The sequence below is a fragment of the Brevundimonas alba genome, from assembly GCF_011927945.1.
In the GTDB taxonomy this organism is placed as follows: domain Bacteria; phylum Pseudomonadota; class Alphaproteobacteria; order Caulobacterales; family Caulobacteraceae; genus Brevundimonas; species Brevundimonas alba.
Map to the genome: position 1 here is coordinate 2,103,609 of NZ_JAATJM010000001.1, position 20,890 is coordinate 2,124,498.

23 protein-coding genes, 3 tRNA genes and 1 pseudogene are annotated in these 20,890 nt (G+C 69.3%); 19 read left to right on the forward strand and 8 right to left on the reverse strand.

Annotation, left to right across the window (positions count from 1 at the left end):
- Positions 1-10: 10 nt before the first annotated feature.
- The gene (locus GGQ87_RS10140) at positions 11-2,002 is read right to left on the reverse strand and encodes an acetyl-CoA carboxylase biotin carboxylase subunit (RefSeq protein ID WP_168047111.1); all 1,992 of its coding nucleotides are present in this window, start codon (positions 2,000-2,002) and stop codon (positions 11-13) included.
- Between the two features lie 195 nt (positions 2,003-2,197).
- Here GGQ87_RS10140 and GGQ87_RS10145 point away from each other — a divergent pair, with 195 nt between their 5' ends.
- The 3 genes from GGQ87_RS10145 to GGQ87_RS10155 all read left to right on the forward strand — a co-directional run bounded on the left by GGQ87_RS10145 (position 2,198) and on the right by GGQ87_RS10155 (position 4,910).
- Positions 2,198-3,697: a hypothetical protein gene (locus tag GGQ87_RS10145; protein WP_168047113.1), complete on the forward strand. Its 1,500-nt coding sequence runs from the start codon at positions 2,198-2,200 to the stop codon at positions 3,695-3,697.
- A 75-nt stretch (positions 3,698-3,772) separates the two neighbouring features.
- On the forward strand, positions 3,773-4,258 hold the full coding sequence (gene msrB / locus GGQ87_RS10150; protein ID WP_168047115.1) for a peptide-methionine (R)-S-oxide reductase MsrB: 486 nt from the start codon (positions 3,773-3,775) through the stop codon (positions 4,256-4,258).
- Positions 4,259-4,307: 49 nt separating this feature from the next.
- Positions 4,308-4,910: a hypothetical protein gene (locus GGQ87_RS10155; RefSeq protein ID WP_168047117.1), complete on the forward strand. Its 603-nt coding sequence runs from the start codon at positions 4,308-4,310 to the stop codon at positions 4,908-4,910.
- A gap of 43 nt (positions 4,911-4,953) precedes the next feature.
- Here the strand turns inward: GGQ87_RS10155 and GGQ87_RS10160 are convergent.
- Positions 4,954-5,028: transfer RNA gene (locus GGQ87_RS10160), tRNA-Thr, on the reverse strand.
- A gap of 204 nt (positions 5,029-5,232) precedes the next feature.
- Here GGQ87_RS10160 and GGQ87_RS10165 point away from each other — a divergent pair.
- The 15 genes and pseudogenes from GGQ87_RS10165 to GGQ87_RS15445 form a co-directional block, all read left to right on the forward strand.
- On the forward strand, positions 5,233-5,415 hold the full coding sequence (locus tag GGQ87_RS10165) for a hypothetical protein (protein WP_168044693.1): 183 nt from the start codon (positions 5,233-5,235) through the stop codon (positions 5,413-5,415).
- Between the two features lie 100 nt (positions 5,416-5,515).
- Positions 5,516-6,805, forward strand: a complete 1,290-nt coding sequence (murA, locus tag GGQ87_RS10170) for a UDP-N-acetylglucosamine 1-carboxyvinyltransferase (protein WP_168047119.1) — start codon at positions 5,516-5,518, stop codon at positions 6,803-6,805.
- Entirely contained in the window at positions 6,795-7,277 is a 483-nt protein-coding gene (locus tag GGQ87_RS10175; protein ID WP_168047121.1) for a DUF2948 family protein, read from the forward strand. Before murA ends, GGQ87_RS10175 begins: the two co-directional genes overlap by 11 nt.
- Positions 7,274-7,738, forward strand: coding sequence for a UPF0262 family protein (locus GGQ87_RS10180; protein ID WP_342448341.1), 465 nt, complete (start codon positions 7,274-7,276; stop codon positions 7,736-7,738). Before GGQ87_RS10175 ends, GGQ87_RS10180 begins: the two co-directional genes overlap by 4 nt.
- A 214-nt stretch (positions 7,739-7,952) precedes the next feature.
- Positions 7,953-8,171 (forward strand): translation initiation factor IF-1, encoded by a 219-nt coding sequence (gene infA / locus GGQ87_RS10185; protein ID WP_008261544.1) that lies wholly within the window; start codon positions 7,953-7,955, stop codon positions 8,169-8,171.
- 12 nt (positions 8,172-8,183) lie between these two features.
- Positions 8,184-8,762: a Maf family protein gene (locus GGQ87_RS10190; RefSeq protein WP_168047125.1), complete on the forward strand. Its 579-nt coding sequence runs from the start codon at positions 8,184-8,186 to the stop codon at positions 8,760-8,762.
- Positions 8,759-9,790, forward strand: a complete 1,032-nt coding sequence (locus tag GGQ87_RS10195; protein ID WP_168047127.1) for a S1 domain-containing protein — start codon at positions 8,759-8,761, stop codon at positions 9,788-9,790. The genes GGQ87_RS10190 and GGQ87_RS10195 overlap by 4 nt, the downstream gene beginning before the upstream one ends.
- A 4-nt stretch (positions 9,791-9,794) precedes the next feature.
- Positions 9,795-9,959: a DNA gyrase inhibitor YacG gene (locus tag GGQ87_RS10200; protein ID WP_168047129.1), complete on the forward strand. Its 165-nt coding sequence runs from the start codon at positions 9,795-9,797 to the stop codon at positions 9,957-9,959.
- 64 nt (positions 9,960-10,023) lie between these two features.
- Positions 10,024-10,099 (forward strand) — tRNA-Phe (locus GGQ87_RS10205).
- A 381-nt stretch (positions 10,100-10,480) separates the two neighbouring features.
- Complete coding sequence (locus GGQ87_RS10210) at positions 10,481-11,383, forward strand: MotA/TolQ/ExbB proton channel family protein (RefSeq protein ID WP_168047131.1); 903 nt, start codon at positions 10,481-10,483, stop codon at positions 11,381-11,383.
- A gap of 5 nt (positions 11,384-11,388) precedes the next feature.
- Entirely contained in the window at positions 11,389-11,832 is a 444-nt protein-coding gene (locus GGQ87_RS10215) for a biopolymer transporter ExbD (protein WP_168047133.1), read from the forward strand.
- Between the two features lie 13 nt (positions 11,833-11,845).
- On the forward strand, positions 11,846-12,565 hold the full coding sequence (locus GGQ87_RS10220) for a TonB family protein (protein WP_168047135.1): 720 nt from the start codon (positions 11,846-11,848) through the stop codon (positions 12,563-12,565).
- Between the two features lie 108 nt (positions 12,566-12,673).
- Entirely contained in the window at positions 12,674-13,420 is a 747-nt protein-coding gene (locus tag GGQ87_RS10225; RefSeq protein ID WP_168047137.1) for a M48 family metallopeptidase, read from the forward strand.
- 134 nt (positions 13,421-13,554) lie between these two features.
- Positions 13,555-13,631, forward strand: a tRNA-His gene (locus GGQ87_RS10230).
- A gap of 28 nt (positions 13,632-13,659) precedes the next feature.
- A pseudogene (locus tag GGQ87_RS15445) lies at positions 13,660-14,112 on the forward strand (methyltransferase domain-containing protein); the annotation flags it as partial.
- Between the two features lie 214 nt (positions 14,113-14,326).
- Here GGQ87_RS15445 and GGQ87_RS10235 read toward each other — a convergent pair.
- The 5 genes from GGQ87_RS10235 to GGQ87_RS10255 all read right to left on the reverse strand — a co-directional run bounded on the left by GGQ87_RS10235 (position 14,327) and on the right by GGQ87_RS10255 (position 19,973).
- A complete protein-coding gene (locus GGQ87_RS10235) occupies positions 14,327-16,177 on the reverse strand; it encodes a patatin-like phospholipase family protein (RefSeq protein WP_168047139.1) in 1,851 nt (616 codons plus the stop codon).
- Positions 16,178-16,325: 148 nt separating this feature from the next.
- Entirely contained in the window at positions 16,326-16,724 is a 399-nt protein-coding gene (locus GGQ87_RS10240; protein WP_168047141.1) for a DUF1489 family protein, read from the reverse strand.
- A 7-nt stretch (positions 16,725-16,731) separates the two neighbouring features.
- Complete coding sequence (locus GGQ87_RS10245) at positions 16,732-17,106, reverse strand: hypothetical protein (protein ID WP_168047143.1); 375 nt, start codon at positions 17,104-17,106, stop codon at positions 16,732-16,734.
- On the reverse strand, positions 17,103-19,040 hold the full coding sequence (locus GGQ87_RS10250; RefSeq protein ID WP_168047145.1) for an acetyl/propionyl/methylcrotonyl-CoA carboxylase subunit alpha: 1,938 nt from the start codon (positions 19,038-19,040) through the stop codon (positions 17,103-17,105). Before GGQ87_RS10250 ends, GGQ87_RS10245 begins: the two co-directional genes overlap by 4 nt.
- A gap of 33 nt (positions 19,041-19,073) precedes the next feature.
- Positions 19,074-19,973 (reverse strand): enoyl-CoA hydratase-related protein, encoded by a 900-nt coding sequence (locus GGQ87_RS10255; protein ID WP_168047147.1) that lies wholly within the window; start codon positions 19,971-19,973, stop codon positions 19,074-19,076.
- 64 nt (positions 19,974-20,037) lie between these two features.
- On the opposite strand from GGQ87_RS10255, the gene GGQ87_RS10260 reads away from it, so the two are divergent.
- A complete protein-coding gene (locus GGQ87_RS10260; RefSeq protein WP_168047149.1) occupies positions 20,038-20,400 on the forward strand; it encodes a DUF2200 domain-containing protein in 363 nt (120 codons plus the stop codon).
- Positions 20,401-20,412: 12 nt separating this feature from the next.
- On the opposite strand, the gene GGQ87_RS10265 is transcribed toward GGQ87_RS10260, so the two are convergent.
- Positions 20,413-20,886 (reverse strand): hypothetical protein, encoded by a 474-nt coding sequence (locus tag GGQ87_RS10265; protein ID WP_168047151.1) that lies wholly within the window; start codon positions 20,884-20,886, stop codon positions 20,413-20,415.
- Positions 20,887-20,890 lie beyond the last annotated feature (4 nt).

Genomic DNA, 20,890 nt, shown 5'->3' on the forward strand with positions numbered 1-20,890 from the left:
CTAGCGCAGTCTACCCGAACTCCACCAGCACATCGTCCGCCGCCACCGGGTCGCCGGCCTTGGCGGACACCGCCTTCACCACGCCGTCCCGCTCGGCCTTGAGGATGTTCTGCATCTTCATGGCTTCGATGATGGCGACGGTTTCGCCGGTCTTGACCTCCTGGCCGACGACGACCGGGATGGCGACGACGAGGCCGGGCATGGGGGACTGGATCAGCTTCGACGTGTCGGCGGCGACCTTTTCCGGCAGGCGGGCGTAGAGGTCGGCCGTGCGCGGGGTGAGGACGCGGACGCGGACCTTCGCCGCGCGGTGGCGGATCTGGAAGCCGTCGGCGACGCGGGCGACCTCCGCGGTGAAGGGCTCGCCGTCCAGCTCGGCGCGGAACTGGGCCAGGCCCGGACGCCACTGGATGTCGGTCAGCCGGGCGAAGCCGCCGCCGGTGAAGGCCAGCAGCAGGGCCTCGTCCTCGTCATAGGACAGGTCGACGCCATGCGGCTTGCCGTCGATCAGGACGATCCAGTCGGTCCGGTCGGACGGGTCGCCGGACTGTTCGGCGGCGATCTCGTTCATGGCCACGGCGGCGGCGATCAGGATGTGGACCTGACGCGCGTCGGGCTGGAGGCCGTGGAAGCCGTCGGGGAATTCGTCCTTGATGTAGCTGGTCGAGATCTGGCCCGAGCGGAAGCGGGGCTGGTCCATGACGGCGGCGAGGAAGGGGACGTTGTGGCCGACGCCGTTCAGGTGGGTGTCCTCCAGCGCACGGGCCATGCCGTCGATGGCGGCGTCGCGGGTTTCGCCCCACGAGCACAGCTTGGCGATCATCGGGTCGTAGAACATGGAGATCTCGTCGCCCTCGCGGACGCCGGAGTCGTTGCGGACGGTGTAGTCGCCCCCCGGACCTGAATGCTCGCCTTCCTCGGGCTGTTCGTAGCGGACGAGGCGGCCGATGGAGGGGAGGAAGCCGCGGTAGGGGTCTTCGGCGTAGATGCGGCTCTCGATGGCCCAGCCGTTGATGGCGAGGTCGCGCTGTTTGAAGGCGAGGGTCTCGCCCCAGGCGGAGCGGATCATCTGTTCGATCAGATCGACGCCGGTGATCAGTTCGGTGACCGGATGCTCGACCTGAAGCCGGGTGTTCATCTCGAGGAAGTAGAAGGACTTGTCCTGCCCCGCGACGAATTCGACGGTGCCGGCGCTGTCGTAGTTCACGGCCTGTGCGAGGGCGACGGCCTGGGCGCCCATGGCGGCGCGGGTCGCTTCGTCGAGGAGGGGGGAGGGCGCCTCCTCAATGACCTTCTGGTTGCGGCGCTGGATCGAGCACTCCCGCTCAAACAGGTGGACGACGTTGCCGTGCTTGTCGCCGAGCACCTGGATCTCGATGTGGCGCGGGTCGATGATGAATTTCTCGAGGAAGACGCGGTCGTCGCCGAAGGCGTTGAGCGCCTCAGCCTTCACGGCGGCGAAGCCCTCGGCCATGTCGGCGTCGGAGTGGGCCACGCGGATGCCCTTGCCGCCGCCGCCGGCCGAGGCCTTGATCATGATCGGATAGCCGATCTGGTTGGCGATGCGGACGGCTTCCTCGGTCGTCTCGATCAGGCCCATGTGGCCGGGAACGGTGGAGACGCCGGCCTCGGCGGCCAGTTTCTTGGAGCTGATCTTGTCGCCCATGGCGTCGATCGCCTCGGGGTTCGGGCCGATGAAGGCGATGCCCTCGTCGCGCAGGCGGCGGGCGAAGCCGGCGTTCTCGCTGAGGAAGCCGAAGCCGGGGTGGACCGCCTCGGCGCCGGTCTGGCGCACGGCCTCGACGATCTTGTCGGCCAGCAGATAGGACTGGGCCGCGGGCGCCGGACCGATCAGGACGGCCTCGTCGGCCATCTCGACCGCGAGGGAGCCGGCGTCGGCCTCGGAATAGATCTGCACGGTGTGGATGCCCATGCGGCGGCAGGTCTTGATGATGCGGACGGCGATCTCGCCGCGGTTGGCGATCAGGATCTTCGAGAACATGCGTATCGGGGCTCTAAAGCGAACGTGATCGCCGGAACGGGACGCCGGCGGCTGGCCGCCCCGATTAGGCCGCGATCCCGGGCGAGTAAACCGGAGGGGGCGTTCATCCGAACGGGGTACGGGCTTGGCAAGCGCGGCTTCAATGGGCTTTAACGCTGCCCGTTCCCTGTTCCCACGGCCCCGGAGCCCGACTTGATGTCCCGTATCCTCCCCGTCGCCGCGACCGCGGCCCTGACACTGGCGCTGGCCGCCGGCTCCGTCGCCGCGCAGGACTTCCGCGCGCTGGCCCGTCAGGACCTGCAATCCGCCCACGACCAGCTGGCCGCCAACCATCCCGCGCCGGTGGTGCCGGGGCAGGCGAGCGAAACCTTCCGCGCCTGGCTCGACCGCGGGCTGCAGGACGCCATGTCCAAGGTCGGCCAGGCCGACAGCGGCTCCAGCCACGCCTATCTGCTGCGCTACTACGCGGCTGGCTTCCGCGATTCGAACATCGTGATCCGGCCCAGCTACGAGACGCCGGCCGACCGCTTCGCCGCCAGCAACTGGGCCGGCCTGGCCACGGGCTGGCGCAACGGCGAATATGTCGTGACCTATGTGCAGCCCGGCGTGCGGGGCCTGCCGCCGGTCGGCGCGGTCGTCACCGAGTGCAACACCACCCCGATCGAGCAGTTCGCCCGCGCCAAGCTGGACCTGTGGGAAGGCGACCTGAACACCGAGGCGGGCCGGATCAACACCGCGCCCTACTTGCTGTGGAACCGCAACAATCCGTTCGCCTCGGGCGTGCCGTCGACCTGCAAATTCCGAGTCGGTCGCCGCGAGCGCGACTACGAGATGCGTCCGCAACTGGCCACGGCGACGCCGGCCAACCTCGAGGCGGCCTATCGCGCCACCCTGTACACGCCGGGCCCGAACCCGCTGTCGATCGAGACGGTCAATGGCCGGCCGTGGATCAACGTCCATTCGTTCGCCGACACCGCCGGCTGGGATGCGTTCAACGCCCAGCTGGAAGGCCAGCTGGCCGCGGTCCGCGGGCCGCAGGGCTTCGTGCTGGACCTGCGCGGAGGCTCGGGCGCCTCGAACCTCGGCTCGACGGCGCGCGGCTATGGCGTGCTGAACCGCCTGTGGACCTCGGAATTCACCCAGAGCCGCCAGCCCGCCGGCGGCGACTTCACCTACCGCGCCACCCCGGGGAACCGTCAGTGGTACGCCGAGGTGATCGGCCGGATGCAGCAGGACGCCCGCTTCGTCTATGAGGCGCCGCAGGTCATCGAACAGACCCAGGCGATCCTCGCCGCCTTCGACACGGCCCTGGCCGCCGGACAGACGAGCTTCAACCAGCCTCAGGCCGCCACGGCCGCCGATCCCGCCGCCGCCAATCCGGTGCAGGGCCCGGTGGTGGTGCTGGTCGACGCCGGCTGCTCGGGAGGCTGCCTCGATACGCTGGACCTGCTGAGCCGCCTGCCGAACGTCCGCATCGCCGGCACGACCACGGCGCCGGACTCGATCTTCATCGAGCAGACCGTCACCCGCCTGCCGTCGACCTATGCGGACCTGAGCTATGGTCACAAGGCGTGGACCTCGCGTCAGCGCGGCAACAACCAGCCGTTCATCCCGGGTCAGGGCCTGACCTACACGGGCAGCGCGGTGGACGAGACCGCGGTGCGCACCTGGGTCGGGTCGCTGTTCGGCGGCTGATCAAGGCAGACACGACCGGGGCTTCAGGGCCGGGCGGGGGTGGAACCCTCGCCCGGCCCTTCCTATTTCGGAGCCATGACAGACATTGCCCCGACCCTCCGTTCCGCCTCCGGCCTCGACCTGACGCCGCCCAACGACGCCGAGCGCGCCCGGCTGGAGGCCGATCTGTCGTCCGAGGAAAAACGGGTGCTGCTGGCCCACGGCACGGAGGCGCCGTTCTGCGGCACGCTGCTGGGCGAGAAGCGGGCCGGGGTGTTCTGCTGCCGGGAATGCGGCCTGCCGCTGTTCCGGGCCGGCACCAAGTTCGAGAGCGGCACGGGCTGGCCCAGCTTCACCGAGCCCGTCGATCCCTCGCACATCCGGGCGGTGACCGACCGGTCCTATGGCATGACCCGGGTCGAGACCCGCTGCGCCCGCTGCGACAGCCATCAGGGCCATGTCTTCCCGGACGGACCGCCGCCGACCGGCATGCGCTACTGCATCAACTCGGTCGCCCTGAGCTTCGTGCCCGAGGGCGAGCCGCTGCCCGATCCTCTGGGGCGGGGTGACGGAGACGCCTGACCTTGGCCGCAATTGAGGCTAGGGTGGGGTTTCCGCAGGAGACGAGGCCATGCTGATCACCGCGCTGCTGATGACCGGAGTGCTCGCGGGCGCGTCCGCGACGGCCCCTCTCGGAGACGATCCGGACACGGTGGTGAGCACCGCTCCGGCCACGGCGGTGATTCTGGACGGCGCGACCGCCCCGGTGGCCCCCGAGGTGGGAAGCGCCGGTCTGGCCGCCCAGTCGGCCGATCCGCACGGGCTGAGCACGGACGATCAGATCGCGCGCTGGCTGGCGGCGCGGACCCCGGGGACCGCCGCCGACGAATCGCCCGTCTGGCGCGACGACCGCAAGCCGCATGGCGAGGTCAGCGTCGGCGTGGGCACCGGCGGCTATCGCGACTATGCGGCGGCTGTGTCCCTGCCGATCGGCGAGAACGGTCGCCTTGATCTGAGCGTGCGCCAGACCGAGAACGGCTATCCGTATGGCTACGGGTCTCCGTACGGCTACGAGGGCTATGGCCGCGATCCCTATTTCAACGACGGCGGCTACGCCTTCCCCGGCGCGCCCAAGGCCGGGCAGGCGGCGGAATACGAAGCCCGCGTGCGCCGCCCCGACGGCCCGCCCGGCGCCTGGCGCGAACCCCGGCCCGAGCAGCCGGCGACGCAATAAGAAAAAGGCCCGATCCGCGAGGATCGGGCCTTTTGCTTTTGAGTGGTGCCGCCGGGGGGAATCGAACCCACGACCTCAGCCTTACCAAGGATGCGCTCTACCACTGAGCTACGGCGGCGGCGATCAATCCCGTTTCGGTTCGCATAGGATCCGAACCGACGGATTGATCAGTTCTTAGTGGAGTGAAATCTGAGCCTCGCCGCCGGGGCGGCTCGACCGATTTCGCTCGCGAGGAAGCGGCCCTATAGCCAACCGGGGACAAGGGGGGAAGCCCCGATTTGTGCGGCTTGCGAAAAAGGTCCGCACCGGCTCTGATCGGCTCATGGACGAGTCGAAGTTTCCAGCGCCCCTGCCTGACCTTCCGCCCAGCCTGCCCGATCCGCTGGCGCCGCCGAAGACCCCCGCGACGGCCCGGGCCCAGCGCCTCGCCACGGCCCTGAGGGCCAATCTGAAGCGGCGCAAGGCCGCGGCGCGGGCGCCGAAGCCCGTAAGGCCGAGCAACTGAATGTCATCGGCCGTACCGACCGGACGGCCTTTCGTTCCCCCCATGGTCCGGGCTAGATAGCCGGCCCCCGGCGCCCCCTGCGTCGGCCTGTAGAGACGACATGGACAGCATCGCCATCCAAGGCGGCGCCCGGCTGAACGGAACGATTCCGGTCAGCGGCGCCAAGAACTCCGCCCTCAAGCTGATGGCCGCCTCGATCCTGACCGATCAGCCGCTGCGCCTGACCAACATGCCGCGCCTCGCGGACACCAAATTCCTCGGCCGGCTGCTGCGCGAGCTGGGCGTCGAGGTCACCGAGAACGGCGACGGCGGAGAGCAGGAGACGCTGTTCCACGCCGCCCGCATCGAATCGAGTTTCGCCCCCTATGACCTGGTCAGGCAGATGCGGGCCTCGTTCAACGTGCTGGGTCCGCTGCTGGCGCGCACCGGCGAGGCCAAGGTGTCGCTGCCCGGCGGCTGCACCATCGGCGCGCGGCCGGTCGATCTGCACCTGCAGGCCCTGACCGCCATGGGCGTCGAGATCGAACTGGACGAGGGCTATGTCATCGCCCGCGCCCCGAACGGTCTGAAGGGCGCCGAGATCGAGTTTCCGTTCGTCTCGGTCGGGGCGACCGAGCATGCCCTGCTGGCGGCGGTGCTGGCTGACGGGGTGACGGTGCTGAAGAAGGCCGCGCGCGAGCCGGAGATCGGCGATTTGGCCCGCTGCCTGGTGGCCATGGGCGCCAGGGTGGACGGCATCGACACGGACGAGCTGGTCATCACCGGCGTCGGCTCGCTGGGCGGGACGACCTGGTCGGTGATTCCCGACCGGATCGAGATGGGCTCCTATGCCGTGGCGGCGGCCATGGCGGGCGGCGAGGTGCGGCTGACCAAGGGCCGCGCCGAGCTGATCCAGGCGCTGAGCGACAAGATGGTCGAGGCGGGGGTCGAGGTGACGCCGACCGACGACGGCGTGATCGTCAAGCGCGATCCGGCGCGGCGGCTGAAGGCGGTCAATGTCGCCACGGAAGTCTATCCGGGCTTCGCCACCGATCTGCAGGCGCAGTTCATGGCCCTGATGACGACGGCGGACGGCGACAGCGTCATCCACGAGAACATCTTCGAGAATCGCTTCATGCACGCGCCGGAGCTGGCGCGGCTGGGGGCGGACATCTCGGTCCACGCCGGCGAGGCGGTGGTGAAGGGCGTCGAAGTCCTGCACGGGGCGCAGGTGATGGCCACGGACCTGCGGGCCTCGGTCAGCCTGGTCATCGCCGGTCTGGTCGCCGAGGGCGAAACGACGGTCGGACGCGTGTATCATCTGGACCGCGGGTTCGAGCGTCTGGAAGAGAAGCTCGGGGCCTGCGGCGCGCAAATCCGCCGGATCAAGGGCGAGGACCATGAGCACTGAGGCCTCCACGGCCGGGGACGAGGCAGTAAAGCCGGGCGTGGCGGCCGAGCCCCTGCGCCTGCTGGCCGAGGACGCCGACGACCTGCACATCATCTCGGCGGCGCTGCAGGATGCGATCATGCGGCCGGTGGACATCGTCTGGGAGCCGGCCGCGCGGCGGGTGACCCTGGCGCTGAGCCGGTTCTGCTGGGAGTGCGGCGGCACGCGCGTGATGTCGGCGATGCAGTTCGGCGACGTGATCTCGGTCAAGAGCCGGCGTCTGCCGCGCGGGCCGGAGCATGCACTGGAACTGCTGGCGCTCGATTTCGAGCCGGGCGAGGCGCCGGGCGGCCGGGTGACGCTGATGTTCGCAGGCGGCGGCGATCTGCGCATCGACGTGGAATGCCTCGACGCGGTGCTGACGGACCTGTCCGAGCGCTGGCCGGCCCGGGTGGCGCCGACCCATCTGGCCGAAGGGCCGGAGCCGGCGTGAGCGAGCATCGCCTGGCGTCGGTCGAACTGGACCCGGCCACCCTTCCGCCCGCCACTGCCGAGATCGAGCACGAGCGGCGGGTGGCCATCTTCGATCTGGTCGAGAAGAACAGCTTCGAGCCGGCGGGCGCGTCGGGCGGGCCCTACAGGCTGAAGATGTCGACGCAGGACGGACGGCTGGTGTTCGACGTGAGCGGCCCGGACTTCTCGAAGGCGCACGGCCTGTCGATGTCGCCGCTGACCAAGGTCATCAAGGACTATATCGATATCTGCGACAGCTATTTCGAAGTGCTGCGCGGAACCGACGTCGGCAAGATCGAGGCGATCGACATGGGGCGGCGCGGTCTTCACAACGAGGGCGCCGAGCTGCTGAAGGCCCGGCTGGACGGCAAGATCGCCATCGACCACGAGACGGCGCGGCGTCTGTTCACCCTGGTGACGGCGCTTTACCGGCGGGGCTGAGGCGAGGACCCAGGGATTAGGGATTAGGGATTATCAGGCGGCGCCTGGGTTCATCGATCATCTCCCCACTACCAATCCCTAGTCCCTAATCCCTCGACGCCCCTGCGGCGGCGGCTCGACTATCGACGCGTTTTAAGGCATATGCCCGCACCTTCGACGCGCGCTCCGCCCGGCGCGCGTGGTTTACTCGTATCCACCGGGCGTGAGAGGCCGCATGGCTAAGGAAGAACTGCTCGAGTTTCCCGGCACCGTCAGCGAACTGCTGCCGAACGCCACGTTCCGCGTGACGCTCGAGAATGACCACGAAATCATCGCCCACACCGCAGGCAAGATGCGCAAGAACCGCATCCGCGTGCTGGCCGGCGACAAGGTTCTGGTCGAGATGACGCCCTACGACCTGACCAAGGGCCGCATCACCTACCGCTTCAAGTAAGGACGGGCTCGAATGAGCCGTCCTGAACTTGTGCTGGCTTCGGCCAGCCCGCGCCGCGTGGAACTGCTGGCGCTGGTCGGGATCGTCCCCGACCGCATCGAACCCGCCGACATCGACGAGACCCCGCTGAAGGACGAGACGCCGCCGCGTCTCGCCGCGCGGCTGGCGCTGGGCAAGGCGCAGGCCGTGGCGGCCCGCGCGCCGGATGCCGTCGTGCTGGCCGCCGATACGGTGGTGGCCGTCGGCCGGCGCTTTCTGGAGAAGGCGGCCGACGAGGCCGAGGCGGTGCGGTTCCTGAAACTGCTGTCGGGGCGCAATCACCGGGTCTTCACCGGGGTCGCCGTGGCGGCCGGCGGCGCGATCCGGCACCGGGTCGTCGAGGCGCGGGTTTCGTTCAAGGTGCTGTCCGACGCCGAGATCGCCGCCTACGTCCGCTCGGGCGAATGGAAGGGCAAGGCCGGGGGCTATGGCATCCAGGGCCGGGCCGGGGCCTTCGTGACCCGCATCGTCGGCAGCTATCCCGCCATTGTCGGCCTGCCGCTGTTCGAGACCGTGAACCTGCTGGCCGGGGCCGGCTGGCGCGCGGAGTGAGCGGCGTCGAGGTCTTTCTGGACGAGACGCCCGGCGAGGTCCGGGGCGTGGTGGTTCGGGACGGCCGGTTCGACCGCCTTCTTATAGACAGGGACAGCGACACGCCGGGCCACAGGCTGGGGGCGCGGTCCGTCGGCCGGATCGTGTCGATAGATGCGGGGATGAAGGGCGCCTTCGTCGATCTGGGCGCGCCCGAGCCGTTCGGCTTCCTGCCGCTGCGCAAGGGCGACGCGGTCGCTGTCGGGCGGAAGGTCGGGGTCGAGGTCTCGGCCGAGCCACGCGAGCGCAAGGGGCCGACGCTGCGCCTGATCGGGGCGGGGGAGGGGGAGCCGCGGCTGCTAAGTCCGGCGCCCTCGATGGCGGAGCGGCTGGCGCGGCTGGCGCCGGGGGTGGAGATTCGGACCGGGGCGGGGGCTCTGCGGGCGTCGATGGAGGCCGGGGAAGAGGCGCTGGCGCCGGGCGGACTGTTCGCCGGGCTGGGGGTGACGCTGGCCGTGGAGCGGACGCGGGCTCTGGTGGCGGTGGACATCGATCACGCGGCGGCTCCGGGCCGGGACGGGCGGCGCGACAAGGGCCGGGCCAATCGGGACGGGCTGATGCAGGCGGCGCGCATGATCCGGCTGAAGGGCTGGGGCGGGCTGGTGGCGGTCGACCTGGTCGGGACGGGGCACGACGGCGCGGCCATGCTGGCGGCGGCGAAGGCGGCGTTCGGCGAGGATCCGGAGATTTCGTATGGGCCGGTGAACCGGTTCGGCGTGCTGATGCTGTCGCTGCCGTGGCGGACGACGCCCGTCGAGGAGCGGCTGCTGGGTCCGGCTGGGCGGCCGACGGTGGAGGCGCGGGCCATCGAGGCGGTGCGACGGCTCGGGCTGGCGCTGGCGGAGAACACGGCCGCGCCCTATCTGACGGTGCGCTGCCCGCCCGCGGTGGCCGCCGTGGCGGAGCCGCTGGCGGCGCGGCTGGGGCCGAGGGCGCGCGTGAAGGCCGATCCGGCGCTGACCGGCGGCCCTGAAATCGATGAAGGCTGAGGCCATGGCCACCTGTCCCAACTGCCGGCGTCAACCGGCCGACCCGAAATACAAGCCGTTCTGCTCGAAACGCTGCGCGGATGTGGATTTGCAGCGTTGGTTCACGGGCGGCTATGTCATTCCCGGCCCGCTCGACGAGACGCCGCCGGACGACGACGGCGAAGGCTGACAAGACCGCTGGACACCAGAAATCGGCTCGCCTATAGACGCCGCTCTCGCGAATGGACGCCTTCGCCTGGGTAGCTCAGTTGGTAGAGCAGCGGATTGAAAATCCGCGTGTCGGTGGTTCGAATCCGCCCCCAGGCACCATCGTTTCTAGCGACGCCGGAAATCGGTGTCACCCATCATGAAATTGTCGCTTTCGGCCGGAATCCTCGGCTTTGAACGCGCTTGCTCTCCCGCAGGGGGAAAAGCGCCGTTGCGCACTTGACGCTCTGATAACCGTTCGCCAAAGGAGCTTGACCGCTTTTCTTGGCAGGCGGTCGGCGGAGGCGGGAACATCCCTTCCCGAGGCCGTCCACACCGCCCCGGAAGCCCACAGGCAACCGGAAGCGTCAGGAGGCGTTCCGCAGATCGGGGTTCAACAAAACCCCGCGACGCAGACGAGATTTTCATGGAGTGGCGGTCGTCGTCTGCGGCCGTTTCTCAGGGTTCCACGAGTCAGACCAAAAAAGCAGGAACTGGCGAACTATGCTCGATATCAAGAAGACCAACATCCTCCTGGCCATGGCCGGCGCCGCCGTGCTGATGGCCGGTACGCCGGTCCTCGCGCAGGATACTGCCGCCCCGGCCGCCACCACGGCCGCCACGGCTCCCGCCGCGACCGACGCGGCCGCGGCTCCGGCTGCGACCACGACCGAAGCGGCCCCGGCGGCCGGTGAAGAAGCTGCCGCTGAAGGCGGCGGCAACAAGCTGACCCCCGCCAAGATGTTCATGGAAGCGGACATCGTCGTTAAGGTCGTCATGATCGGCCTGCTGCTCGCCTCGGTGTTCACCTGGGTGATCCTGCTGATCAAACTGTTCGAGTTCGGCGCGCTGAACCGCAGCACCGACCGGTTCCTGGAAGCCTTCCGTCAGACCCGCACGATCGCCGACATGCGCCGCGTGGCCACGTCGGAAGAGTTCGAAGGCAACCCGCTGGCCGACATGGCCGCCGCGGCCACCGACGAAGTCGAGCTGTCGCGTCAGGCGGGCCTCTCGGTCACCGGCGATCACCGCGACTCGGCGCTGATGCGCGCCCAGGCCGCCGTGTCCGCTGTTCAGTCCGGTCTGGCCAAGCGCCTGTCGGGCGGCCAGCAGTTCATGGCCTCGGTCGGTTCGACCGGTCCGTTCATCGGTCTGTTCGGCACAGTTTACGGCGTCATGAACTCGTTCATCGGCATCGCGAACACCAACACGACCAACCTGGCCTCGGTCGCCCCGGGTATCTCGGAAGCGCTGCTCGCCACCGGCATCGGTCTGTTCGCCGCTATCCCGGCGGTTATCTTCTACAACTACTTCAACACCCGCATCGCGGCCTACGGCACCCGTTCGGACGGCTTCAACGCCGAACTGATGAACGCCGTGTCGCGTAACCTCGACAAGGGGGCGTAACCCGGATGGCCGCCAAACTCTCAGGCGGCGGCGGCGGTAAGTACGCCATCGAGCAGAACAGCGAGATCAACGTCACGCCGTTCGTGGACATCATGCTTGTCCTGCTCATCATCTTCATGGTGGCGGCCCCGCTCGCCACCGTGTCGGTGGTGGTTAAGTTGCCGGTCGCGGTCGCCAAGCCGCAAGAGAACCCGCCGAAGCCGTTCTTTGTCTCGATCCAGGCCGACTCCAGGGTCTACATCGGCGACAACGAGATCCAGGAAGGTCCCGATGGCGTCGGGACCGCCCTGCTCGGTCTGATCGGCAACAAGACGCCGTCGGACGAACGGATCTTCATCCGGTCGGATCAGACGACCCGCTACGGCGACTTCATGCAGGTCATGAATTCGCTCCAGGACAGTGGTTTCTACAGCGTCGCCCTGGTCGGCGAAGAGCAGACGACGAAGTAGGAGCGGTGAGAGCATGACTGAAGTCGAATATCATCGCAGTCTCTACGATCCGCCGAAGGCGAAGGGCATTTTCGGGGTCCCCCCGCATGTGTTCATCATCAGCATCGTGATCGTCTGCCTGTTCTTCGGACTGCTGGCGTTCTATTTCATCAACGCCCAGTTCAAGCTTCGCGAGGTCCACTATTCGGACGACGCCGTCGACGTCGAGATCATCGAGCCGATCCCGCCGCCGCCGCCGCCGCCCCCGCCTCCGCCGCCGCCGCCGGAAACGGCGCCGCCGCCGAAGCTGCAGGTCCGCGTTCCCGCGCCTCTTCCGGTGAACATCCCGGTGCCGCCGCTTCCGGTGCCGCCGACGCCGAAGGAAGACCGGATCGCCTCGACGATCCCGCCGGGCCGTATCGACGGACCGGTGACCGTTCCCCTGCCGCCGCCGCCGCCGAAGCCGTCGGTGATCACCAACCCGAGCTGGGCGCGTCAACCGCCCATCGACTTCCCGGAACGCGCCCAGTCGCGCGGTATCGAGAGCGGCACGGTGGTCCTGAACTGCCTCGTCAACCAGAACGGCAGTGTCTCCGACTGCAACGTCGTGTCGGAAGATCCTGGTGGCGCTGGTTTCGGAGCGGCCGCGCTGGCCGGCGCACGACGGGCCCGGCTCTCGCCGCGGACGGTCGACGGCGCCGCGGTGAACGCCCGGGTGACCTTCACCACCCGGTTCCGTCTCCCGAGCGACTAAGCTTCGGAAACTCTATTGCGACGACGCCCCGGTCTCACGACCGGGGCGTTTTCGTTGGAGCGTAGCCGCAGTTCAGGCGTTGTGCGGCGAGCCTCAAAGGAGACTGCCATGAACCGCCGCCTGACCTTCGCCATCGCCGCCGTCGCCGCCCTGTCCGCCAGCGGCTGCGCCTATAACGAGACGCTGGGCCGAAACCAGTTCCTGATCGTCGACGACAGCGCCCTGACGCAGCAGTCGGAGGCCGCCTGGGCCGAGGCGCTGCGCACCCAGCGCACTTCGACCGACGCCGCCGCCAATGCGCGGATCCGCCGGGTGGGCGCGCGGATCGTCGAGGCCGCAGGTCTGGGCGACCGCACCTGGGACTACGCCCTGTTCGTGGACCAGACCCCCAACGCCTTCGTCCTCCCGTCCGGCAAGATCGGCGTGACCACCGGCCTGCTGAGCCTCGTCCGCAATGACGACCAGCTGGCGACCGTGCTGGGCCACGAGGTCGGGCACGTCGTCGCCCGCCACGCCGCCGAGCGCTATTCGACCTCGGCCGCGACCAGCGTGGTGCTGGGCGGGGTCCAGAGCGCCGCCGGCGACTACGGCAAGGCGGCCGGGGCGATCGGCGGGCTGGGCGCCCAGCTGGGCGTGCTGCTGCCGTTCTCGCGCAATCATGAGCTCGAGGCGGACCGGCTGGGCGTCGACTATCTGCAGCGCGCCGGATACCGGCCGTCGGAGGCCGTCGCCCTTTGGCGGCTGATGGCGGAGCAGCGGCAGGGCTCGACGCCCGAGTTCGCCTCGACCCACCCGTCGGACGCCAGCCGGATCGCGGCGCTGGAGCAGTATATCGCGTCGAAGGGATGGAGCTGAGGCGAGAGGCAGCAGGCAGCAGGCAGCAGGCAACAGGCAGCAGGAAGAGGCTGCCTGCTCCCTGCCTTCTTCTTTCAAATCGACCTTGATCGGCGTCGGCGACACGGCTAGATACGCCGCTCGCGCGGATACGTGCAGCCTTAGCTCAGCTGGTTAGAGCGCCGGTTTGTGGAGCCGGAGGTCCTCAGTTCAATCCTGAGAGGCTGTACCATCGCCCGATCCCACGGAGGCGATACGGGATGACCGACATCCGCCCCGCCTGGGATCCCCTCCAGTACAGCCGGTTCGAACGCGAGCGCGACCGCGCGGCGCATGACCTGCTGGCGCGCCTGCCCGAACAGCTTGAGGCGGCGGAGATCTGGGACCTCGGATGCGGAGCGGGACAGCATGCCGTGGCGCTGAGGCGGCGGTGGCCCGAGGCCAAGGTGCATGGGCTGGATTCAAGCGAGGAGATGCTGACCGCAGCGCGTCAGAGCGAGGCCGACGTCGAGTGGCGGCTGGGGGACATCGCGGACTGGAGGCCCGAGCGACCGGTGGACCTGATCTTCGCCAACGCCTCGCTGCACTGGCTGTCGGATCACGAAGCGCTGTTCAGGCGTCTGACGGCGACCTTGGCGCCCGGCGGCGTGATCGCCGTGCAGATGCCGATGGCCTGGGAGACGCGGCACCATGCGTTGATGCGGGAGATCGCGGAGCAAGGGTCGTGGGCCGGGGCGTTGGCGGGGGTGGAGACGGTCGCGCCGCTGCTGGAGCCGGAGCAGTATTACGCCGTGCTGGCGGAGGCGTGCGAGGCGGTCGACGTCTGGTCGACGTCGTATCTGCAGGCGCTGACCGGGCCGGATGCGGTGCTGGAATGGATGAAGGGCACGGCGCTGCGGCCGTATCTGGCGGTGCTGACCGATCCGGTCATGCAGGCGGCTTTTCTCGACGCGCTCGGCGGCCGGCTTTCGGCGGCTTTTCCGCAGAGGGACGACGGGGTGACGCTGCTGCCGTTTCCGCGGCTGTTTCTGGTGGCGCGGAAGCGCTGACCGGTTTGCGGCGGCGCAGGCCTGTCACCGGACCGTCCAGGGTGGCCAGCGCCTCGCGGGTGGCGCGGTAGCCGGCCTCGACGCCGACGTCGAACCCCTTCCAGTCGCGGATGTCGATGCCGTCGGGCGTCGGCTGGATCAGCAGGTCGGTGGCGGCGCGGGCGTTGTCCAGATCGGCGTCCGTGGTGAGGGTGGCCGAGCGCATCAGGATCGAGACGATGGGCGGGCCGCGACGCCAAGCCCCGGTGGCGATCAGCCGCCAGATCGACGGCGGGCGCTCGATCATGGCCGGGTCGACGCCGCGCGCCTCGGACATGTCCACGCCGATCACGGGACCGGCGTTCATGCCGCGCATCACTTCGGCGGGCAGGTTCTTGAGCACGGCACCGTCGACCAGCACCTGCCCGTCGATGACCACCGGCGGCAGGATGCCGGGAATGGCGATGGAGGCGCGCATGGCGCGGCGCATCAGGCCGCGGCGATGCACCTCGATCTTGCCGCTGGTGAGGTTGGTCGAGACGGCGAAGAAGGGCCGGTGCAGGTCGGCCAGATCGATCTCGCCATAGGCCTCGAGCAGCAGGCGATCCACCTTCTTGGCGCGGGTCAGGGCCAGCATGGGGAAGGCGAGGTCGGAGAGGGGATCGCTCTGCACGAAGGCCTTGCGGATCCGCGCCTCCAGCTCCTCCTGCGACCAGTTCAAGGCGGGTCCGGCGGCGATCACCGCGCCCATGGAGGCGCCGCCCACGAAGTCGACGGGGACGCCGGCCTCCTTCAGCGCCTTGAGGGCGCCGATGTGGGCATAGGCGCGGGCGCCGCCGCCTGACATGACCACGCCCACGGCCGTGCCGGTGACGACGCGGGCCATCCGCTCGGCGTCGGCCTGATCGCCCTCGACGGCCTGGAACCAGCGACCGGGGGAGACGGCGTCGATCCAGACGGCGGTGTTGGCGGGCCGAACCATGCGCGGGTCGCGCAGAAGGATCAGATCGGTGCGGCGCTGGGCGTCGAGCACGCCGGCGTGGGGCAGCGGCCGGTTCGGCGGGGCCAGCAGACCGGCGCCGACGACGAAGACGCGGTCGACCTGCCGGGCGCAGAGGGCGGCCCACGCCGGCTCGTCCATCTCGGCGACGTAGAGGACGAAGTCGTGGGCGTCCTCGACCCGGCTGAACCATTCGGACGCGGACGACAGGGCCGAGTGGTCGATGACCTGGCAGGTGAAGCCGTCGGCCTCGATGGCGGCGGCGATCCGCTCGACGAAGGCGCGGATCGGGCGGGGACGGGCGGAGATGAAGCCGAAGACGCTGGGCTCGCCGCCGCCGGAGCGCCGGTCGCGGGCGCGCTGGATCATCAGGCGGGACAGTTCGACCATCAGGTCGGGTTCGGTGCGGGCGGCCTCGAAGAAGGCGTCGCGGGGCAGGGCCAACACCTCGGAATCGCGCAGGGCGACGACGTCGGCGGTGTGCTCGGTGCCGGCCAGCATGGCCATTTCGCCGGCGGGCTCTCCGGGCCGGATGACGCCGACGAACTGGGGCGGGCGGTCCCCGTCGGCGTCGCGGCGGAAGACGCCGAGGCGGCCGGAGCGGAGCAGGTAGAGGGTGTCGGCCGTGTCGCCCTCGGCGAACAGGGTCTCGCCGCCGGTCAGGGCGAACCAGCTGGCCTGGGTGTTCCGGCCGCCTTCGAAGATGCGTTGCAGGGCGTCTTGCAGTCGGTCGGAGCGGGCGGCGGCCATCAGGACAGGCTAGCGGGAGTCGGCACAGAGAAGCGAGGCAGCAGGCAGCAGGCAGCGGGCAGCAGGAAGAAGAGGCGGGCCGGGACCGTACGAACCATCCGCTCTTTTGGGTCCGGCGACTGCTGCCTGCTGCCTGTTGCCTGCGGCCTCACCATGCCCCCATCTCGCGCAGCTGCTTCGCAAGATGTTCCGGCACCTCGCCGGCGTCGAGCGAAGAGAAATCTGGCGGGGCGTCCTTCGCCTCCAGATACCGCCAGCCCTGGAAGGGACGGCGGGCCTGGGGCGCGGTGCGGATGACCTCGGGCGAGAGCTGGATGTGGCACATCGAGGCCTTGCCCTCGCCCTTCGTCGCGATGTCGAGGATGGGCATGCGGCAGACGACCGAGCCCTTCATGACCCAGAACAGGGAGCCGCCGTCCTCAAGCTCCGTGGCGCGCTTGGGCGTCATGCGGGTGTGGACCGTCAGCCATTCGCCCTTGGCCGCGCGGCGCTCCAGCGTCTCGACCCTGGCGACGCCGACGCACAGCTTGATCATGTGGAGCGACATGGAGAGATCAGGGCTTGCCGCCGAAGTCGACGAGCGCCTGCCCCTTCTCGATCAGTTCCTTGCTGCAGCGGGGGGCGAAGGCCTCGAAATCCTCCGCCTCCACCTTGGCCAGATAGGCGGTCAGCTGGGCCAGCCAGTCGACGTCGGGAGAGCGGCCTTCCAGACGTCCCAGATAGTACATCAGACCGCCGGACATGCCCGCCATCTGAACGCTGGCGCTTTCGTCGCCGCCTTCCTCCATCGCCACACCGGCCATGACGGCGACCAGGGCCATGCACTGCAGATCGGCGCGATCGGCCGGGGCGAGGTTCAGCTCCTGCGCCACGGCGGGCGCGGCCGAGAGCAGCACCGCCGCCGAGATGAGCGCTGTCAGAGATTTCATGCCTGATCCTTTGTCGGCTGTATGCGGACGACGGCGAGCACGGCGCCGTCGGTGACCTGATCGCCGACCGCGGCGGACACGGTCTCGACGACGCCGTCGAACGGGGCGACGAGGGCGTGCTCCATCTTCATCGCCTCGAGGACGACGACGGGCTGGCCCTTCGTCACCGTATCGCCGGCCTTGGCGGGCGTGGCGACGATCTTGCCGGGCATGGGCGCGCGGAGGGAGCCGTCGGAGGCGGGGCTGGATGCCGCGCCCCGGGGAGTGGTCGCAGAGACTCTGAACGGCGTTCCGTTCTCGAAGTAGACGGTGACTCCGCGCTCTGGCTCGAAATGTCCGTACCGGGCCGATATGGCGTCATCTATCTCGATAACGGTCGGAACCCCATCCACGAACACGGTCTGCCGCAGCGAAGGAGTAGCGTTCAGGCGCAGACCAGCCGCCTCGCTCCATTCTTCCCAAGGTGTGAATGGATCGAAACCGGCCGCCCCGTCTTCGTACCGAACGACCCGTGCAGCCTCCTGAACACCTCGTGTGCTGAGGCTGGCCTCGCGCAACGTCGCCTCTTCCGCGGCGATAAAGCCGGTATCCACGTCGCCGGCGACAAAGCGCGGGTGCTGCAGGCAACGAACCAAAAAGCCGGCGTTGGTTCGAACCGGCCAGACCTCGACTTGAGCGCACGCGTTAGCCAAGCCTGTGGCGGCCTCTTCGCGAGCGGCGGCGTGGACGATCAGCTTGGCGATCATCGGGTCGTAGAACTGGCTGACCTCGCCGCCCTCGCGTACGCCCGTATCGACCCGGACCTGTCCGGCTCCTAAACGACGGCGGGCGTCCCCCGGCATGACGAAATGCTTGAGCCTGCCGATGCTGGGCAGGAAACCGTTGGCGGGGTCCTCGGCATACAGCCGCGCCTCCATGGCCCAGCCGTTGAGGGGGATGTCGTCCTGCTTCAGCGGGATCGGCTCGCCGGCGGCGACGCGGAACTGCCATTCGACGAGGTCGACGCCGGTGATGGCCTCTGTGACCGGGTGCTCGACCTGCAGCCGGGTGTTCATCTCCATGAACCAGATCCGGTCGGCCTTGAGCCCGTCGGAGGCGTCGGCGATGAATTCGATGGTGCCGGCGCCCTCGTAGTTCACGGCTTTCGCGGCGCGAACGGCGGCGTCGGTGACGGCCTTGCGGGTGGCGGCGTCCATGCCGGGGGCAGGGGCCTCCTCGATCACCTTCTGGTGGCGGCGCTGGAGCGAGCAGTCGCGCTCGTGCAGGTGGACCACGGTTCCGTGCTGATCGCCGAAGACCTGCACCTCGATGTGGCGGGGGCGGGTGATGTAGCTCTCGATCAGGACGCGCGGGTCGCCGAAGGAGGACTGGCCCTCGCGCCGGGCGGAGGCGAGTCCGTCGGCGAAGTCTTCGGCGCGGTCGACCTTCTTCATGCCCTTGCCGCCGCCGCCGGCGACCGCCTTGATCAGGACCGGGTAGCCGATGCGGGCGGCCTCGGCGGTCAGGGTTTCGTCGGACTGGTCCTCTCCCTGATAGCCGGGGGTGACGGGCACGCCGGCCTCGATCATCAGCTTCTTGGCCGCGTCCTTGAGGCCCATGGCGCGGATGGAGGCGGGCTTGGGGCCGATCCAGACGATGCCGGCGGCGGCGACGGCCTCGGCGAAGTCGGCGTTCTCGGACAGGAAGCCGTAGCCGGGGTGGATGGACTCGGCGCCGGTGGCTTTCGCCGCGGCGAGCACCTTGGCCGCGTCGAGATAGGAATCGCGCGCCGGGGCCGGGCCGATCAGCACGGCTTCGTCGGCCTCGCGCACGTGCAGGGCGTCTGCGTCGGCCTCGGAATAAACGGCGATGGTGCGCAGGCCCATGCGGCGGGCGGTGCGGAACACGCGGCAGGCGATCTCGCCGCGATTGGCGACCAGGACGGATTTGAACATGGCCCCGTTCCTAGCGGGAGTTTTCGGCGCCGCCTACTCCGCCCAGCCCGGCTCGCGCTTTTCGAGGTAGGCGCGGACGCCTTCCTGGCCTTCGGGGGAGACGCGGGCGTGGGCGATGCGGCGGGCGGTGTCTTCCATCAGGCCGTGGTCGAGGCGGTGGCCGGCGACGTGGTGGACGAGGCGTTTGGCGTCACCGACCGCGCCGGGTGCGCAGGCCTTCATGCTGTCGGCGAAGGCGGTGACGAAGCCGTCGATCTCGTCGGCGGAGGCGAGGACGTGGCCGACGAGGCCGAAGCGCATCGCGGCGTCGGCGTCGAAGGCGTCGGCCGTCATGAACAGCGCGCGGGCGGTGCGGGCGCCGACGGCCTCGACCACATAGGGGGCGATGGTCGCGGGGATGAGGCCCAGCTTGACCTCCGAGAAGGCGAATTTCGCGCCCTTCACCGCCACGGCCATGTCGCAGGCGGCGACGATGCCGGCCCCGCCGCCCATGGCCGCGCCCTCGACGATGGCCACGGTCAGGGCCGGGACGTCGTGCAGCGCCTTGAGCATCTTCGCCAGACCCATGGCGTCGTCGCGGTTGTCGCTCTCGGACCAGCCGGCGGCGTCGCGCATCCAGCCCAGGTCCGCGCCGGCGCTGAAGGTGCCGCCCGCGCCGCGCACGAAGACGATGCGGACATGGTCGGCGCCCTGCAGGGTCTCGAAGGCTTCGTAGAGGGCGGCGATGGTGGCGGCGTCGAAGGCGTTGCGCTTCGCCGGGCGGTTGATGGTGATGAAGACGACGCCGTCGGGGGTGGAGCGGATCTGGACCAGATCATCGTTGGCGTCGGGCGCGGCGCCGGCCAGCAGCGGATGGGCGATGGCGTTGATCTCGGCCGCCTCGGCGGGGGTGACGTCGAGGGCGTTGAGGTCGGCGGGGGTGGGATCGGCCATGGTGGTCTCCTGCGGTCTCGCCGGTATAACGCGTGGCGGGCCGAACGGAACATGGAGCGACGACATGGCGACCAGCACGACGGACCGGGTCCGGCGGATGAGCGTGGCGGGCGTCCATGTCCACTACGTCGCCAAGGCCGAGCGCAAGGGACGTACGCGGGCCGAGGTGGACGAGGTGATCCGCTGGCTGACGGGCTATTCGCAGGATCAGCTGGAGGCGCTGCTGGCGGCCGGTACCGATTTCGAGACCTTCTTCGCCGAGGCTCCGGCGATGAACCCGAACCGGTCCCTGATCAAGGGCCTGATCTGCGGCTACCGCGTCGAGGAGATCGAGGACCCGTTCATGCGCGAGGTCCGCTACATGGACAAGCTGGTGGACGAGGTGGCGAACGGGAAGAAGATGGAGAAAATCCTCCGCCAGCCGTGACCGCAGGAGCCCCTAGCCGCCAGGGGCGGCCGAGCGGACTTCATCTAGGGCGACGCGCCAATCCGGAGTGGTCGCCAACGTCTCCAGGTCGAATGACGCGCCACAGACGCGGTCCGACAGATCCTTCATCGGTCCTTCGGACCCGACCGGCTGGTCGGGGAGGAAGCTGGTCCCGGCGAACTCGACGCCTTCCGTGTTGTAGGCCCGACCCGGCGAGAGCTGATAGACGCGGCGGCCGCAGTCGATCCACGCCCGCATCACCTGGACCGGGACGGCGTCGTCCGGCGTGATGATCACGACCGTTCCGCCCACCAGCCCCGGCAGGTCCGAGCGTTCCCAGCTGGCGGCATCGAGATACAGGCGGTTGCCGCCAAACGGGCCGGCGTAGGCCAGCGGCCCCTCGGACAGCCGCGGCGCCTCTACCGGAACCTGAACGACCTGCGGGGCGGCGGTCAGCGCGAGAGCAAGAGCGTACACAGTCAGCATCGCA